The 15,989-nt window shown below is 58.1% G+C and carries 15 protein-coding genes; 11 read left to right on the top strand and 4 right to left on the bottom strand.

Going from position 1 to position 15,989, the window contains the following annotated elements:
* The first annotated feature begins 253 nt into the window (after window positions 1–253).
* A complete protein-coding gene (locus Q7U76_00905; GenBank protein ID MDO8354935.1) occupies window positions 254–1,123 on the top strand; it encodes a DMT family transporter in 870 nt (289 codons plus the stop codon).
* A gap of 17 nt (window positions 1,124–1,140) precedes the next feature.
* Window positions 1,141–1,608 (top strand): hypothetical protein, encoded by a 468-nt coding sequence (locus tag Q7U76_00900; GenBank protein MDO8354934.1) that lies wholly within the window; start codon window positions 1,141–1,143, stop codon window positions 1,606–1,608.
* A gap of 106 nt (window positions 1,609–1,714) precedes the next feature.
* On the opposite strand, the gene Q7U76_00895 is transcribed toward Q7U76_00900, so the two are convergent.
* Window positions 1,715–2,689 (bottom strand): acyl-CoA desaturase, encoded by a 975-nt coding sequence (locus Q7U76_00895; GenBank protein ID MDO8354933.1) that lies wholly within the window; start codon window positions 2,687–2,689, stop codon window positions 1,715–1,717.
* Window positions 2,690–3,053: 364 nt separating this feature from the next.
* Between Q7U76_00895 and hemE the strand changes: the two genes are divergently transcribed.
* The 4 genes from hemE to Q7U76_00875 all read left to right on the top strand — a co-directional run bounded on the left by hemE (window position 3,054) and on the right by Q7U76_00875 (window position 7,004).
* Entirely contained in the window at window positions 3,054–4,079 is a 1,026-nt protein-coding gene (gene hemE, locus Q7U76_00890) for a uroporphyrinogen decarboxylase (protein ID MDO8354932.1), read from the top strand.
* 102 nt (window positions 4,080–4,181) lie between these two features.
* Window positions 4,182–5,132, top strand: coding sequence for a ferrochelatase (hemH, locus tag Q7U76_00885; protein MDO8354931.1), 951 nt, complete (start codon window positions 4,182–4,184; stop codon window positions 5,130–5,132).
* A complete protein-coding gene (gene hemG / locus Q7U76_00880; GenBank protein ID MDO8354930.1) occupies window positions 5,129–6,580 on the top strand; it encodes a protoporphyrinogen oxidase in 1,452 nt (483 codons plus the stop codon). The genes hemH and hemG overlap by 4 nt, the downstream gene beginning before the upstream one ends.
* A gap of 28 nt (window positions 6,581–6,608) precedes the next feature.
* Window positions 6,609–7,004 (top strand): hypothetical protein, encoded by a 396-nt coding sequence (locus Q7U76_00875; protein ID MDO8354929.1) that lies wholly within the window; start codon window positions 6,609–6,611, stop codon window positions 7,002–7,004.
* Window positions 7,005–7,185: 181 nt separating this feature from the next.
* Here Q7U76_00875 and Q7U76_00870 read toward each other — a convergent pair whose 3' ends face one another.
* On the bottom strand, window positions 7,186–7,803 hold the full coding sequence (locus Q7U76_00870) for a hypothetical protein (GenBank protein MDO8354928.1): 618 nt from the start codon (window positions 7,801–7,803) through the stop codon (window positions 7,186–7,188).
* A complete protein-coding gene (gene mazG, locus Q7U76_00865; protein MDO8354927.1) occupies window positions 7,793–8,674 on the bottom strand; it encodes a nucleoside triphosphate pyrophosphohydrolase in 882 nt (293 codons plus the stop codon). Before mazG ends, Q7U76_00870 begins: the two co-directional genes overlap by 11 nt.
* A 331-nt stretch (window positions 8,675–9,005) precedes the next feature.
* Here mazG and Q7U76_00860 point away from each other — a divergent pair, with 331 nt between their 5' ends.
* The 3 genes from Q7U76_00860 (at window position 9,006) to Q7U76_00850 (ending at window position 13,336) form a co-directional block, all read left to right on the top strand.
* The gene (locus tag Q7U76_00860; protein ID MDO8354926.1) at window positions 9,006–9,401 is read left to right on the top strand and encodes a DUF1844 domain-containing protein; all 396 of its coding nucleotides are present in this window, start codon (window positions 9,006–9,008) and stop codon (window positions 9,399–9,401) included.
* Between the two features lie 110 nt (window positions 9,402–9,511).
* Window positions 9,512–11,851, top strand: coding sequence for an ATP-binding protein (locus tag Q7U76_00855; protein ID MDO8354925.1), 2,340 nt, complete (start codon window positions 9,512–9,514; stop codon window positions 11,849–11,851).
* A gap of 90 nt (window positions 11,852–11,941) precedes the next feature.
* Window positions 11,942–13,336 (top strand): sigma-54 dependent transcriptional regulator, encoded by a 1,395-nt coding sequence (locus Q7U76_00850; GenBank protein ID MDO8354924.1) that lies wholly within the window; start codon window positions 11,942–11,944, stop codon window positions 13,334–13,336.
* Window positions 13,337–13,387: 51 nt separating this feature from the next.
* Here Q7U76_00850 and Q7U76_00845 read toward each other — a convergent pair whose 3' ends face one another.
* Window positions 13,388–14,110, bottom strand: a complete 723-nt coding sequence (locus Q7U76_00845) for a DUF4197 domain-containing protein (GenBank protein ID MDO8354923.1) — start codon at window positions 14,108–14,110, stop codon at window positions 13,388–13,390.
* Between the two features lie 162 nt (window positions 14,111–14,272).
* Between Q7U76_00845 and purM the strand changes: the two genes are divergently transcribed.
* On the top strand, window positions 14,273–15,310 hold the full coding sequence (gene purM / locus Q7U76_00840; GenBank protein ID MDO8354922.1) for a phosphoribosylformylglycinamidine cyclo-ligase: 1,038 nt from the start codon (window positions 14,273–14,275) through the stop codon (window positions 15,308–15,310).
* Window positions 15,300–15,974, top strand: coding sequence for a phosphoribosylglycinamide formyltransferase (gene purN / locus Q7U76_00835; GenBank protein MDO8354921.1), 675 nt, complete (start codon window positions 15,300–15,302; stop codon window positions 15,972–15,974). The genes purM and purN overlap by 11 nt, the downstream gene beginning before the upstream one ends.
* Window positions 15,975–15,989 lie beyond the last annotated feature (15 nt).

Genomic DNA, 15,989 nt, shown 5'->3' with positions numbered 1-15,989 from the left:
GTTCTCGCATCGTTCAGACCCTCAACGGGGACCCGGCCGCCTCACCACTCGGCGGCGCGCACAGACGTGGTGCTCCTTACTCGTCGCACCGTGCGCCCCAGAGGGTACGCCTCGGCCCTTCACTCGCTGCGGCCTTGCTGGCTGCCTTTTTGAGCATCCCGCAAAACAGCGGCAATGGGCGAGGAGGGATTGGCGCAGCGGACCAAATCCGAAAAACCCAGCACTCATCACTGTTCACCCATCACACGATCTGATGCCACGATTCGCACTCCTTCTGACAACGTTCATTTGGGGCGCGACGTTTCCCGCAACCAAGGCGGTGTTGGAGCAGATTCCACCGTTGTCGTTTCTGTTTCTGCGATTTCTGCTTGGGGCGTTGCTGGTCGGGGGCGGGTTTCTGTTGTGGAGACTTCGCCTGCACCGTGACCCGGCGGTGTTGCGGGCCGGTGCGATCGCCACCGGCTGGCTCTTTCTGGGCTATGTCCTGCAAACCGTCGGGATTCACTACACCACCTCATCGAACTCTGCCTTCATTACGGCGCTGTATGTCGTGATTGTTCCCCTGATTCTTCGCCGATTCGACTGGCGCGTATTATTGGCCACCGGAGTCGCGACGGTGGGGCTCTGGCTGTTGGTGAAGCCCAGCGCATCCGGAAATCTTGGCGACCTCATGACGCTTGGCTGTGCCTTCGCATTTGCTGCGCATATCGCCTGTCTCGAGCGGTTTACCCGCGAAGTCGATGCGCCGTCCCTGTTTGCCTGGCAGATGCTGGCCATGGTCGTCCTGTTGCTTCCCACTATGCTGATTGAGCAGGCGCCGGCTCAGGCCTTTGCGCCGACTGTGTTGTTGTTGTTCGGGCTTGGGGTGACCGGAGGTCTTGCGACCGGGGCCTTTGCCGTTCAGATGTGGGTGCAGCGGATTGTGCCGGCACAACAGGTGGCGTTGATCTTTGCCTCGGAGCCGGCCTATGCGGCCTGGCTCTCCTGGTATTTTCTGGGGGAAACGTTGGATCTGCAAGGATGGATCGGCAGCGGCCTTATTTTAATAGCGGTGGTGGTGGGCTCGCTTGGCAGCGGTCCGCAAGCGCCATTGCCCGTCGCTGCCTCGGTCCAGCCGGTCTAGTATATCGGAGGAGTCAGATGGCACAAAAGTTCGGTAATGGGCGCTGGGTGCAGGAAGGGTTTCTGGACAATCGCGTCGAGGGGACGATTGTGGGGCGGATCCTGTTTGCCGTGATCGGTCCAGTCGATGTGTATTTGCGTGGAAATTTCAAACCCGATATCGCGGGGCAGGTCATTCAGTTTCGGAATCCCCGGTTTGAAGACGAGGATCTTGCCGGGCAGATCATCGGGGACATGGAAAATCCACAAATCGGAACAGTGAACCTGATCTCGTTCGATCCCCATCCGAATCTCGTGCCGCACCCCTACATCGAATGGTTTTCGGCGAGGAAGAATCACTATCGGATCGAGCTCGAACCGGCAGAGGCCTGGATTGTGCCGGCATCGGATTTGAGTGAAATCGATCCGATCAGTCGAACGATCCGTGAAGCACTAGCCGGGCTGGCGACCGAGAGGCCAAAACAGGAACCGACGGAGTGGGTGTAGCGGACTGAAGATCGTCGCTCGTTCCTCGTGAAGCGTATTTCGTGTTAAGCGAAGAGTCAGCTCTCCTACAAGGAACGAACGACGCTTCACGAACGACGAGCTTAAGCTAGACCGCGATGGCGTCCTGCTTGCTCTTGCCTTCACGGACGTAGATCGGCACATCCTTAATATCCCACACCAGCCCCAGCCCTTCCATCAGCTTCAGGCAGTAGTAGGTCATATCGACTTCCCACCAATAGAAGCCTTGACGGGTGGATGCGGGATAGTAGTGGTGGTTATTGTGCCAGCCTTCCCCCATGGTAATCAGCGCAAGAATGAAATTGTTGCGGCTGGTGTCCCCGGTTTCGTACCGCTGAGAGCCGTAGACGTGAGAAAGAGAGTTGATGGTGCAAGTGCCGTGGATGAGCACAACCGTCGACACGAAGAAGCCCCAGATCAACATCTGGGGGCCATTCGTGCCGAGACTTGGCGCGTAGGCTTCGAGCAATTTCCCCAATCCGAACATTCCGAACCCGGCGAGGGTAGGGACGAGGATATCGAATCGATCCAGGAAGCGGAGTTCGGGGAACTTCGCAAAGTCTGCAATGTTCTTCAAGCGAGGGGCAAAGTGCGTCTGTGACGTGAACCAGCCCATATGTGACCAGAGAAATCCTCCGTGAAGAGGGGAATGCACGTCATCCGGTGTGTCCGATGCGATGTGGTGATGGCGATGGTGCCCGGCCCACCAGAGCGGACCGCGCTGGGCGCAGGAGCCTCCCAGGACCGCAAAGGCAAACTGGCATGCGCGGGAGGTCTTGAAGGTGCGATGCGAAAAGTACCGGTGGTACCAGCCGGTGATGGCGAACATGCGCACGAAATAAAAGGCTGTGGCGACGGCGACCGCGGTCCAGCTCCATCCCACCCAGATGATGCCGAGACACATGACATGGACCGCGATGAGCGGGATGCAACGAATCCAGTCCATCTTTGGCGGTCCTTCGACCTTCATGTCTTCAATGCCGGCCCAGGAGTCGAACCAGCGGAGTACGGTGAGTTTGAGATTCTGGGCTTTGCTGGGCTGTAGGGCTGTTAGGTCGGACATTCGCTTACCTCCAAGTCAGGGGGCGATGCTTTACTGGGACGTGGTGCGTGGGACAGGTTCCCCGGTAAGGCTGTGTGAGATCGCGGCGCGTTGAAAATTACTCGTCAGGCAGGCCGCAGATACTGGAGTGCAAAGACTACGGCTTCGGTACTCCAGCGGTGCAAGAACGAGCCATTATACACAGAACCGTTTGAAAAGTGAAACAGGGCGTCAGCGGCAGCATGAATCTTCCCTTGTATTCTAACGGAATCAAAGGGGTTGTCTACTCTTTATGCAGACGCGATGTCACAAGCACCACTTGCCACGGCACTCGTTCTATTGCGAATTGACACCCTCGCCTCCTCGTCTCTAGAATGCAAAAATGATGAATGATCGTTTCCTCAAAGCGTGCCGGCGCGAACCGGTTGATTGTACGCCGGTCTGGTTCATGCGCCAGGCAGGCCGTTATATGGCGGAATATCGTGCGCTTCGCGCGAAACATTCAATGCTGGAGTTGTGCAAGACGCCGGAGTTGGCGGCACAGGTCACGATGCAGCCGATCGATCGTTTTCCGCTCGATGCGGCCATTATTTTTGCCGACATCCTGTTGCCCCTCGAACCGATGGGCCTCAATTTAGAGTTCGCGGAAGGCGAGGGGCCGGTCATCCACAATCCGGTGCGAACCCAGGCGGACGTGGAGCGGCTCAAGGTGATCGACGGGGATGAACTGGAGTATGTGGCTGAAGCCATCCGCCAGGCGCGCCGCGCATTGAACGGGCGTGTGCCGTTAATTGGGTTTGCCGGGGCTCCGTTCACGCTCGCGAGTTATGCCATCGAGGGCGGGAGTTCGCGGAACTATCTCCTCACCAAACAGATGATGTATAGCGAACCCAAGATCTGGCATCAGCTCATGGACAAGTTCGCACGGGTGATTACCGGTTATCTGCGGCGGCAAATCAAGGCCGGTGCGCAGGTGATTCAGCTGTTCGACAGTTGGGTGGGTTGTCTCTCCATCGGCGACTACGAAGAATATGTGGTGCCGCATGTCCAATTGATTTTTGAAGGGCTGAAGCGGGAAGGCGTGCCGATGATTCATTTCGGCACGGGCACCTCGGCGATGCTTCGTCAGATGCGGAAAGCGGGCGGGGATGTGATCGGGGTCGACTGGCGGATCCATCTCGATGAGGCCTGGGCCATGGTGGGGCACGATGTCGCGGTGCAGGGGAATCTCGACCCCTTAGCGCTCTATGCGCCGTTGCCAGAAATCGAACGCCGCGTCGCCGATATTCTGCGCAGAGCCGGTGGCCGGCCCGGCCATATCTTTAATTTGGGCCATGGAATCTTGCCGACGACTCCGATCGAGCATGTGGCCGCCGCCATCGATATGGTGCACAAGCTCAGCCAACGATAATGCCAAGAGCATATGGCGTATGGCTGATGGTGAGAGTTAGATGCAGTAGGTTTCATCGTTCGTCTGGCCATACGCTATAAGCCATTTTCTCTGGGTAAACATATGTCGGAATCGAAGAAGCCCATTGCCGTGCTTCTGATGGCGATGGGTGGGCCGGATAGTTTGGAGAACGTAGAGCCATTCCTGCTGGATGTACGGGGCGGTCGCTCCACGCCACCAGAACTGATCGAAGAGATTCGAGAGCGGTATCGAGCCACGGGCGGGAAGTCCCCGGCTGTTGGCATCTCCAAGGACGTGGCCAAGAAGCTCGAACAGCGATTGAACGAGGCCGGTGGCGAGCGATATCGTGTCTACGTCGGGTTGCGGCATTGGCATCCCTTTATCAAGGAGACCTATGCCGACCTGTTGGTTGATGGGCCGCAACAGATCATCGGGCTTTGTCTGGCGCCGCAACAGTCCTCGCTGAGTACCGGAGCCTATCGAAAGAAAGTCGAAGAGGCACAGGCTGCTCTGCAGGGTGATGCCCCGGTGAGTTATGTCGGTAGTTGGCATCGACATCCCGGACTGATTGCAGGGATCGTTGAGAACATCCGGCAGGCGTTGCTGAAGTTTCCTGCAGATGTGCGAGCGACAGTGCCGGTGCTCTTTACGGCCCATAGCCTTCCGGAACGTATCGTCGCGATGAAGGATCCCTATCCCGACGAGGTCAAGGGCACGGTCGATTCCGTCAAGGCGTTGCTGGGAGCCCAGCCGACGCGGTTTGCCTATCAGAGCCAGGGACGGTCGAGCGAACCATGGTTGGGGCCGACTGTGGAGTCGGCTGTGGATGAGCTGGCGCGTGAGGGGCATCGACAGGTATTGGTCGCGCCGATCGGCTTTCTCTGCGACCATGTGGAAACGCTCTACGATATCGATATTGAACTGAAGCAGTATGCGGCTGGTCGTGGTCTCCAGCTTGAGCGCATCGCCATGCTGAACGATTCGCCCGCCCTCATCGATACGCTCGCCTCGGTGCTCAAGGCACACGAATCATCCCACTGCAGTATCTCGTGACGACTCCTCGTACAGTGGCAGTCATCGGTGGAGGGATCTCAGGTCTTTCGACGGCCTATGCCCTTCACGAAAAAGCGGAGGCTGCCGGTATTCCGATTCGCTGTACGGTGGTGGATGCCGCTTCGGATTGGGGAGGCAAGATCGTTACTCATCGGATTGGCGATCTCGTCACGGAAGCAGGTCCTGATTCCTTCCTGTCTCAGAAAACGGCAGCCATCGAACTCTGCGCCAAATTAGGGCTGGCCGATCAACTCATCAATACTAACGAGACCAGCAAGAGGGCCTGTGTGTTTTCGCAGGGTCGCCTGCGCGAACTTCCTGAGGGATTGGTCGTGATCTCACCCAATCAATTGGGGCCCTTTCTCCGAAGCGGTCTGCTGAGTTGGTCCGGGCTCGCGAGGATGGGACTGGATCTGGCCATGCCGGTGAAGCGCTCATCGGATGATGAATCGCTGGCAGGCTTCTTCCGGCGGCGCATGGGCCGACAGGCCTTCGAGCGGATGCTCGAACCCTTGATGGCCGGTATCTATGCCGGCGATGCGGAGCAGATGAGTGTGCAGGCGACGTTCCCGCGTTTCGTCGAATTGGAACAGCAGTATGGGAGTGTCATTCGGGGCATGATGACGGCCAGGAAGGTCGGCTCCTCGGCCAGGCCTGCCGGTCCGAAGCGCACGATGTTCGTGAGTCTCAAAAATGGGTTGTCCGATTTGGTTACGGCCTTGGTGGCTCGACTGACGGAGCAGGGCGTGATGCTGAGGGGCGGCTGCGGCGTCGAGGCCCTTCGCGTGCGGTCCCATCAGCTCGGCCGTTGGATGTACGATGTCATTCTCAACGACGGCTCGGCCCTGTCCGTGGATAGTCTTGTCCTGGCCACTCCGGCTTATGTGTCCGCTGATCTCGTGCGTCCGCTGACGCCTATTGCCGGCGGCTTATTGGAGATGATTCCCTATGCCTCCACGGCAACGATTGCGATGGCTTATCCGCGTGCAGCGGTCTCCGGCTCGGCCGAAGGGTTCGGCTTTGTCGTGCCGCGGGCGGAAGGGCGCGACCTCATTGCGGCGACCTGGACCTCGCTCAAGTGGCCCCATCGAGCTCCGATAGATCAGCTGCTGGTCCGCTGTTACGTCGGCGGTGTCGGACGAGAGGCTATTTTACAACTGGACGACCAGGCGTTGGTGGCGCGGGTCAGGGAAGAGTTGGCCAGTATGTGCGGTGTGACGGCGAACCCAGGGTATGTGGAAGTGAATCGCTGGATGAAGGCCATGCCGCAGTATACGTTGGGACATCTCGATCGGCTCAATCAGATCGAGGGGGCCCTCAGTCGCTACGGGGGCCTGGTGCTTACCGGCGCCGGCTATCGAGGCGTCGGGATTCCGGACTGTATCCGTGACGGGGCGATTGCGGCCGATCGGGTCGTGCGTTATCTGTCCGGAGAACGACCGTCATAAGAAACGAGGACACACGATGGATGCCCGGATGCAAATTGCGAATGTGACAGGACCCTTCCGAGAGCCTCGGGAGCAGGTGTTCTCCTTCGACTATTCGATCCAGCGGGCCTCTTGGCCGACGGCCCAGGCCATTCGCGTAAAGGTCGCCATTCCTGAGGAGTTGGATTTCGTTCGGGGGAAGGTGTTAGGGGACGTCGTCGGGACGCCTGGTCAGCAGTTGATGATTTCGAAGTTCTTGTCCCGCCAGATCTCGGACGAGAAAATCCGCATTGCCGAGGCCGACGGTATGTTGTCCGAACGCCGCGATACCGTCGTGGCTCCCTTCACCGGGCCGATGGCCTATTTGTTCCCGCGTCTTGATGCCTGGGCGGTTGCACAACAAGAAGCATTGCGGGCAGAGATTACAAAGCTAGTCGGACTGTAGTCAGGCCTAGCAGGCTGCTGAAAAAGTCCACCAGCATCGTTCTCGGTTCATCGAAATCCTCAACGTACCCCTGAGGGTACGCCTCCGGTTTCGACTCGCCTGCGGCCTTGCTGGACGGCCTTTTTGAGCAGCCTGCGGGAATATCCTTCTATTGGACCTACAGATCCCTTTCCTCAGCCTGTTAGAAGACTTTTCGATACTGCTTCGAGTGCACGCCTGACTCATCGGCAAAGCCGAGGGAAGCGCTGTCGGGATTACTGGTGTTGTTGAGATCGATTCGATAGTGCCCGCGGATTTGTTCCATCGCCACTTCAAACGGAACAGCTTGGGGGTAGAGGTCGCCAGGGGCATGTGCGCCTCTGGTCAGGGTACGGATCACGTCGGCCTTTGCATATTGGGCATCGGAGACAATGTAGATGTCGGCGACGGCATGGTCCCCGAGGGTGTGGCCGGCTGTTGTCGCGGGGAGGAGTTCGGTCAGGGTGCCGGCGAGCCGGTCCTGTTTAAACCGTTTTAAGAGTCCGGCCACTTGGCTCTCGGTCGCTTCCGGAGGGACGGTGAGGCTGATGGCATTCATATCCGGGACGGTGGTGTGGACTTTGAACAGCACCGGCGCCGCTTCGGGATCTTCGATGATCGGTCCGGCCGGTCCTTCTGTCCCGGCGGCTTGCTTGTTTTTTGAGCTCGGCACGATCAGGGCGACAAAGAGCCAAATGCCGAACAAAATGCTGAAGATGACGATCAGAGGGTGGATCCCGGCACGTTTGCCTTCTTCGTAGGGATGCTGCTCATCGCTCATGGCGGCGTTCCTCAGTATGGGTCGCAGACTTCTGTCGTTTGGCTTCGTTCCACAGTCGATCCATCTCTTCGAACGAAAGGTCTCCAACCGTTCGGCTCGACGCGGTCGCGTGGGCTTCGATGAATTGGAATCGTTCGACGAATCGGTTGACGGCTTGGCGCAGGGCATCCTCAGGGTTCACTTTGATAAAGCGGGCGAGGTTCACGAGCGAAAACAGCACGTCGCCGAACTCCGCGACGATCTCCTCTTGTCGTGCGGTCGTCGCTTTAGCGTCGGGTTCTGTCTGATTCGATGCCAGGGGGCGGATGGCGACGCGGAGTTCCTGGATCTCTTCTTCGATTTTGCCGAGGACCTGATCGAAGCCCTTGGCATCGTGGGTCCAGTCGAAGCCGACGCGCGCGGCGCGTGCTTGAACCTGGTAGGCTCTCAGGAGGGCCGGCAGCATCTGCGGCACGCCGTCGAGCACCGAGTCCGGTCTGCCGGACGCTTGCCGTTCCGTGCGTTTGATGTCTTCCCATTTCGCGACCACCTGATCCGCATTCTTCGGGGTCGTGTCTGCCGCCCCGTTTCCAAAGACGTGAGGGTGCCGCCGCGTCAGCTTGTCGGCCAATTGCTCCAGCACATCTTCGATGGTAAAGCTGCCGGCTTCTGCGGCGATCTGACTGTGAAAGAGCACTTGGAGCAAGACGTCGCCAAGCTCTTCCGGCAGCTTCGTCCGGTCCTGCCGGTCCAGAATTTCTAAGACTTCGTAGGTTTCTTCAAGCAGATAGGGCTTGAGCGATTCATGTGTTTGCTTGCGGTCCCAGGGACATCCGTTCGGCGCGCGCAACGCAGCCATGAGGTCGACCAGTTTGTGAAATCGTTCAGACATTGCCGTCCTTCTTGTCACGTGGAGGTGGGCGCTCATTATACCTGGTTCTGGTGAGGCTCACTACTATCAGGTGTTCAGGCTGAAGGCTGAAGTGTAAAGACTATCAATCAATGATCTCACAAGGAATGCTCACGCCATTCAACGCCTTCTCGGTTCCTACGACCGTAGCTTCAATCAGAAGATGAATCCTCGTTGCGCAAGAAGTCCTCCCCTAAAAGCCTTCAGCCTATCTACCTGAGTCGTTACCAGGCGTTAATCGGCTGCGCGTCTTGCGCCGATGGAGGGCCTATGGTAGGGTACCGTCGCTGCATCTAGAGCGGGGGAGAAGCCTGTGGCTACAGAATCTGACGAAGGATTTGTCGTCCGTGATCGGCGGGGAGGGAGCGCCCCCGACCGTCCTGCTTCCACGTCGCCAGCCGCGTCTGAGGCGCAGCCTCACCAGCATGCGCCATCCTCCGATTCGCCCCAGGGGTCTGGCATTCCCGTCTCCTTTTCATCGTTCGTCATTTCGTTGGGCAGTTCCTCGATGATGCTGATGGGGGAACAGCTGGATCCTCAGCAACCGCCGATGCCGCCGAATCTACCGCAAGCCAAAGACATTATCGATTTGCTCTCGGTCTTGGAGCAGAAGACCACGGGCAACCTCACGACGGAAGAACAAGCGGTGCTGCGGGATATGCTCTACGCTCTTCGGATGAAGTACGTGAGTCTCACTGCCAAACAGTAGCCCCGCTCCCGCCGGTCGACTCCAGACGTGTCTGTCAGTTACCCTGATTCAAGGATCGTACCTGTCAACCCGTTCCTGCGTCGAGCTGCTGACAAGAGGGAATACCGGATGTGAGTGAGAGTAAGAAAGAAACAGGCCCCCTGTCTTTGGCAAAGACGGTGACTGGTTCCGTACCAGGGGGCGCGGTCTCTCCTGCTGGGTCTCAGTCTTCTCAGCGATTCGGACCGAGCCCTGAGCCTGAACGGCGGAAGGGGCATTTACGGCCGGTCTGGATTGTCCTGATTTTCCTGCTCCCCTGCCTGGCGCTGACCCTGTACTATTCTCAGATCGTGGTTCCCGGCGGCGAGGAAACAGATTCCTTTCTGCCTACAACGAGCTACGCGTTTGTGCTCCTGCTCCTCAATCTCGATCTGATCGGGTTTGTGGTGCTGCTGCTGCTGCTCTCCCGCAATCTCATCAAGGCGTACTTCGAGCGAAGGCATCGGCTCTTCGGGTCAGGATTTCGAACCAAATTGGTGGCGTCCTTCATTGGATTCTCGCTCATTCCAACCGTGCTCCTGGCGTTGGTCGCGAGCGGATTGGTCAATAAAGCGGTCGATGTGTGGTTCAGCGATCAGATCGAACAGGTCATGCGGGATTCATATGACGTGGCGCGGATGCAGCATGCCGGCCACATTACCCTGGCGGTGAACAGCGCCAGAGCCATCAGCCATGAAATCTACCGTGAGGATATGCTGCTGGCAGAGCAGCGCGATTTGCTGGTGGCGGCCATGGCGCGTAAGCGAGCGGAATTCGGCGTGGCCGGTATTGAAGTCTTCTCTGCCAAAATGGAAACGCTGACGAAGGCGTTGGACCCTGACGTGCCCTCATCGGTGCTCGATTTGCCGATCGGCCAGTTGGTGCTCCAGGTGATTAACGGCAAACAGGAAGTGAACGCGGTGCAGGAGGCCCAAACCGGGCGCTTGGTACGGGCTGCGGCACCCATCGCCGCGACCGGGCGGAGCGGCGAGATCGGCGGCGTGGTGGTGGTGGAGGCCTTCGTCCCCGAATCGCTGCTGGCCAAGATGGAAGGGATCGGCCATCAGTACGACGAATACAAACAGACCAAGGCCATGAAAAACCCGATCAAAGCCGGGGCCTATCTGTTCGTCGCCGTGATCACGGTGCTCATTTTGTTTGGGGCGACGTGGTTTGGGTTCTATGTCGCGCGGAGCATTACGGTGCCGATTCAGCGGTTGGCTGAGGCGACGGAGGCGATTGCGCAAGGTGATCTCTCTGTCCGGATCGATGCCAAGGCGACGGATGAAATCGGCACCTTGATCGAGTCGTTCAACCGTATGACGGCAGATCTACAGGGGAGCAAGTCCAAGATCGAAGAGGCCAATATCTCGTTGCGTCAAAACAATCTCGAGCTCGACCGCCGTCGTGCCTATATCGAAACAGTGGTCGAAACGATTGCGGCGGGCTTACTGTCCATCGATAAGCATGGGCTGATCACGAACTTCAATCCGTCCGGTGAACGGATCCTCGGGCTTGCGGCAGATCGACTTCGAGACCGACCGGCCAATGAAGTCTTTAAAGAGTTTGGGCTGGAGCTGTTTCAGACGGTCTACGATCGGATGTTGGCCGATCAGCGCGATACGTTGGCGCTCGAGGGACCGATGGAGGTCGAGGGCCGATTTTTGACGATTGGGCTTCATGGTTCGCGTATGAAGGATGAGGCGAATAAGGATCTTGGTATCGTGCTGGTGTTCGAAGATCTGACAGAGTTGATTAAAGCGCAAAAGGTGGCGGCTTGGCAGGAAGTGGCGCGGCGGGTGGCCCATGAGATTAAAAACCCCTTGACGCCCATCCAATTGTCCGCGCAGCGGTTACGGAAGAAATATTACGAGAAGTCGCCGGACTTCGATGCGATCTTCGATGAGACCACGAACGTGATCGTCAACGAAGTCACGAGTCTCAAACATATGGTCGACGAGTTTTCGAAGTTTGCCAGGCTGCCGACTCCGCAGATGGCGCATCAATCACTTCACGATGTGATCAATGAAGTCACGACACTCTATCGAGGGGCCCATAAGGATGTTGAGTTGGTTGTGGCGCTGGACGAAGACCTCCCGTCGCTCAATTTCGACCGTGAGCAGCTCAAGCGGGTCATGGTCAATTTGCTCGACAACGCCATTCAGGCGATGCAACAAAAAGGGCGGGTATGGCTGTCGACCAAGTACGATACGAAGCGTCGGCGGGCCGTGGTGAGCGTGGCGGATGAAGGTGTGGGTATTGCGCCGGAAGACCAGGAGAAGCTCTTTGTGCCATACTTTACGCGGAAGAAGACGGGGACAGGGCTGGGATTGGCCATCGTGCGGCGCATCATTACCGATCACGACGGACAGATCCAGGCCGGCCAGAACCAGCCGAAAGGGGCCGTGTTCACGTTCGAGTTACCGGTGTAATTGAAGAAGTGCTGAGTGTTGAGAATCGAGTGCTGAGAGGCAGGATGCGCGTCGCCTTGCCGATCACCGATCACGTTTTACGGGGGATTCATGTCTGCATCGATTTTAGTGGTAGATGACGAAGAGGCGATTCTCACATCCTTGAGCAGCATTCTGCGGGATGAAGGGTATGAGGTCGCGGTGGCGAAGAACGGCGTGGAGGCGTTGCGCGCCTTCACGCTGGACCCGCCAGACCTCATGATTCTCGATATCTGGATGCCTGAAATGGACGGCATGGAAGCCTTGCGCCGGATTCGGGAATTGGCGCCGACGGCACAAGTCATGATGATGTCCGGGCATGGCTCGATTGAAACGGCGGTCAAGGCGATCAAGCTGGGGGCCTATGACTATATTGAAAAGCCCCTGTCGCTCGAGAACGTCATTCTTCGCGTCAAACATGCGTTAGACCAATATAGGCTGGAACAAGAGAATCGGACGCTCCGGACGACGGTTCAACGGAAGTTCGAGCTGGTGGGACAGTCGTTCGCGATGCAACAACTGCGACAATTGATCGAGACGGCCGGCCCCACGAATAGCCGCGTGTTGATCGGAGGGGAGAACGGGACGGGGAAGGAACTGGTCGCCAGAGCGATCCATACGCAGAGCGCCAGGTCCACTCGACCGTTTGTGGCGGTGAACTGTGCGGCCATTCCGGAGACCTTGATCGAGAGTGAACTGTTCGGGCATGAAAAGGGCTCCTTTACCGGCGCGACCTCGATGAAACGCGGGCAGTTCGAGCAGGCGGATGGGGGCACGCTGTTCCTGGACGAAATCGCCGACATGAGCTTGAACACCCAGGCGAAGGTCTTGCGGGCGTTACAGGAGCAGCAATTCACTCGTGTCGGAGGAACGAAGCTCCTCAAGGTGGATGTGCGGGTCTTAGCCGCGTCCAATAAGGACTTGCTCAAAGAAATCGAGAAAGGCACGTTTCGCGAAGACCTCTTCTACCGGCTCAACGTCGTGCCGATCATTGTGCCGCCTCTCCGGGAGCGCCGGGACGATATCCCGCTGCTTATTCGCCATTTCATGAGAGTCCATGCGGAGGAGCAGGGATTGCGGAGCAAAGAAATTGCACCGGATGCGATGGCGGTGTTTCAGCAATATGAATGGCCGGGGAACATTCGGGAGTTACGAAACCTGATCGAGCGATTGATGATTATGGTGCCGGGACCGGTCATCGAGGCGGCGCAGGCGGCCAGCTCGTTGCAGGCGCGCCCAGGCGGGTCTGGGAACCATGCGGCCATTCCTGCTGTGAATCCGCTCTTTGCGCAGGCGTATGACTCGCTTCGGGATGCGCGCAATGCATTTGAAAAGGACTATATCGCGCGAAAGCTGCGCGAGCACCATTGGAACATTTCCCGTACGGCGGAAGATTTGAAAATCGAGCGGAGCCATCTCCACCGGAAGATCAAGCTGCTTGAAGTGGAGATGCGGCCTGAAATTTAGAGGGACACGGCAGAGGCTATCTTGGGGCGGTGCGGGAGTTGTGACGGAGACTTACGAGCGACCGGCCTTTGCGAAGACCTCTTTTAGCAGATCGGTAACGCGGGCAGCAGGGTTCGTCCTGATTTTCCGTTCTTCCTCGGCGAGCATGAGGAAGAGGCCGTCGAGGCTCTTTCCCACCACATAGCGGTCGATGTCGACTAGGTCGCTTTTGGCGAACGGAATGGCCTTGAAGTGGCCGACCAGTTCTTTGTATTGCTTGGTCACGCCGACGTCGTTCATCGCTTTTTCCACTTCCGGTCGGAATGCGGCAGTCAGTTTCTCGGTCGTCTTGCCTTTAAAGTAGTCGGTGGCTGCAGTCTGACTTCCGTTCAGAATCTGGTTGGCATCGGCGAAAGACATCTCTCGAATCGTTCCCAGGAAAATCTGTTTGGCCTGTGGCGCGGCCCGTTCTGCAGCCCGGTTCATACTCATGACGAAATCGTCGATCTCCGGACCGAACCCAAACGTACGGAGTCCTTTCTCGAAGGCCTGCAGCTGGTCCGGCATCAGAATCTTGATCGCTTGGTTGTGAAAGTAGCCATCCACCTTCCCCGTCACATTTACCGCGTTTCCGGTCCCGATCTGTAGGGCTTCCTTGAGGCCCGCGGCGATTCTGCTCTCGTCCAGGAGGCCTCCTCCAGACGGGAGCCCTAGCACTTTCAACGATTGGTCGAGCTCAGCACAGGCTGGAAGGGTGATGAGGAGCCATCCAATGAGTGCAAGACGATAGGGCATAGGCCTGTTCCTTCGTTAAGCTGAGGGGGAAGTCGAGTGTGCATGACCCTATGATCAAGCGGGCAGGACAGTATAGGCGAAATTGGTCTCGATGTCTTCTTGTGAGATCGGGGGTCAGTGCGTTGACCTCTGCAAGTGTCGTCCGTTAAGATGCGCCCTCTTATGACAACCTACCGAGATGCCGGAGTCGATATTGATGCGGGCGACGAGTTCGTCGACCGTATTTCGCCGTTGGTGCGATCCACGTTCCGTCCTGAAGTCCTGACGGACATCGGCGGGTTCGGGGGATTGTTCCGGCTGCAGGCCCATCGTTATGCCGAGCCGGTCCTGGTCTCCGGCACTGACGGGGTCGGAACGAAGCTGAAGATTGCCTTCCTCACGGATCGCCACGATACCGTCGGGATCGATCTGGTGGCCATGTGCGTGAACGATATCGTGGTCAGCGGCGCGGAGCCGCTGTTCTTTTTGGATTATTTCGCGACGGGAAAACTGGCTGTCCCCAAGGCTGAGTCCGTGCTCAAGGGGATCGCTGAGGGCTGTCGCCAGGCTGGCTGCGCCTTGATCGGCGGAGAAACCGCCGAGATGCCCTCCTTCTATGCTGAGGGCGAGTATGATCTGGCAGGGTTCGCCGTCGGCGTGGTGGATCGACCCAAGATGATCGATGGCCGCAGCATCGCGCCGGGCGACGTGCTGATTGGACTGGCCTCAACCGGTTTGCATAGTAACGGCTATTCCCTGGCCCGCCGGGTCTTGTTGGACAAGGCGAAGCTGGACATGACCAGTCGCTTGCCGGAACTCGATCGGCCGCTCGGGGATGTCTTGCTGACGCCGACCAGAATCTATGCCAAACAGGTCCTCTCGTTGATTCAGGAATATCCCATCAAGGGCATCGCCCATATCACCGGCGGTGGCATTACCGAAAATCTCCCGCGCGTGTTTCCCTCTGGTGTCCGGGCTCAGGTGCAGCGGAGTGCCTGGACCGTGCCACCTATTTTTCAGGCGATTGCCAGGCTTGGGCAGGTCGAGCGGGAAGAGATGTATCGTGTCTTCAACATGGGGGTCGGGATGATTCTCGTGGTGCCGGCGCCGTCTGCTCAGGCGGTTATTGCGCGGGCCACGGCGTTGGGCGATCCGGCTTGTCAGATCGGGACCATCGTGTCATCGACCGGCGATGGACCATTGGTGGAGTATGTCGACTAAGCGGACGGATGCGCTACGAGTCGCCGTGTTGGCATCCGGGCGCGGATCGAATCTTCACGCGGTGATCGACGCGATCGAAGCGGGGACCGTTCAGGCCAGGATTGTCGCCGTCATCAGCAATAAGAAAGACTCCCCGGCGCTCGAGCGAGCCAGCCGGCACGGACTCTCCGGTCTCTTCATTGATCCTAAACTCTATGCAGGCAGGCCTGATAGCCGCGAGGCCTACGATCTCGCGCTCCTCGATGTGCTCAGGCAGCACGACGTGGAGTTGGTGCTATTAGCTGGGTATATGAAGATCGTGACCAGAGTTTTGGTGGAGGCCTTCGCCAATCGCATGATGAACATCCATCCGTCCCTGTTGCCCTCGTTCCCGGGGTTGGATGTGCAGAAGAAAGCCATTGAGTGGGGCTGTAAGCTTGCCGGATGTACGGTGCACTTTGTGACGGAAGGCGTGGATGAAGGACCGATCATTCTTCAGGCAGCGGTTCCGATTCTCGACGAGGATAGTTCCGACACCTTGGCGGCTCGGATTCTTGTCCAGGAACACAAAATCTACCCGCGAGCGGTTCAGCTCTTCGCCGAAGGGCGATTACGGGTTGAGGGGCGTCGTGTGTTGATCGAGGAGGGAAAGCCGGTCGGCGATGCGGTGATCGGCCCGTTCTAACTCCGTCGCGGAACG

The sequence above is a fragment of the Nitrospirota bacterium genome, from assembly GCA_030645475.1.
Classification (GTDB): domain Bacteria; phylum Nitrospirota; class Nitrospiria; order Nitrospirales; family Nitrospiraceae; genus Palsa-1315.
Note: the sequence above shows the minus strand (reverse complement) of the source record. Positions and strands in the feature narration are given on the sequence as shown.

Coding starts and splice junctions, on each gene's coding strand:
- Q7U76_00905 (MDO8354935.1), top strand. CDS start 254: ATGCCACGATTCGCACTCCTTCTGACAACGTTCATTTGGGGCGCGACG.
- Q7U76_00900 (MDO8354934.1), top strand. CDS start 1,141: ATGGCACAAAAGTTCGGTAATGGGCGCTGGGTGCAGGAAGGGTTTCTG.
- Q7U76_00895 (MDO8354933.1), bottom strand. CDS start 2,689: ATGTCCGACCTAACAGCCCTACAGCCCAGCAAAGCCCAGAATCTCAAA.
- hemE (MDO8354932.1), top strand. CDS start 3,054: ATGAATGATCGTTTCCTCAAAGCGTGCCGGCGCGAACCGGTTGATTGT.
- hemH (MDO8354931.1), top strand. CDS start 4,182: ATGTCGGAATCGAAGAAGCCCATTGCCGTGCTTCTGATGGCGATGGGT.
- Q7U76_00875 (MDO8354929.1), top strand. CDS start 6,609: ATGCAAATTGCGAATGTGACAGGACCCTTCCGAGAGCCTCGGGAGCAG.
- Q7U76_00870 (MDO8354928.1), bottom strand. CDS start 7,803: ATGAGCGATGAGCAGCATCCCTACGAAGAAGGCAAACGTGCCGGGATC.
- mazG (MDO8354927.1), bottom strand. CDS start 8,674: ATGTCTGAACGATTTCACAAACTGGTCGACCTCATGGCTGCGTTGCGC.
- Q7U76_00850 (MDO8354924.1), top strand. CDS start 11,942: ATGTCTGCATCGATTTTAGTGGTAGATGACGAAGAGGCGATTCTCACA.
- Q7U76_00845 (MDO8354923.1), bottom strand. CDS start 14,110: ATGCCCTATCGTCTTGCACTCATTGGATGGCTCCTCATCACCCTTCCA.
- purM (MDO8354922.1), top strand. CDS start 14,273: ATGACAACCTACCGAGATGCCGGAGTCGATATTGATGCGGGCGACGAG.
- purN (MDO8354921.1), top strand. CDS start 15,300: ATGTCGACTAAGCGGACGGATGCGCTACGAGTCGCCGTGTTGGCATCC.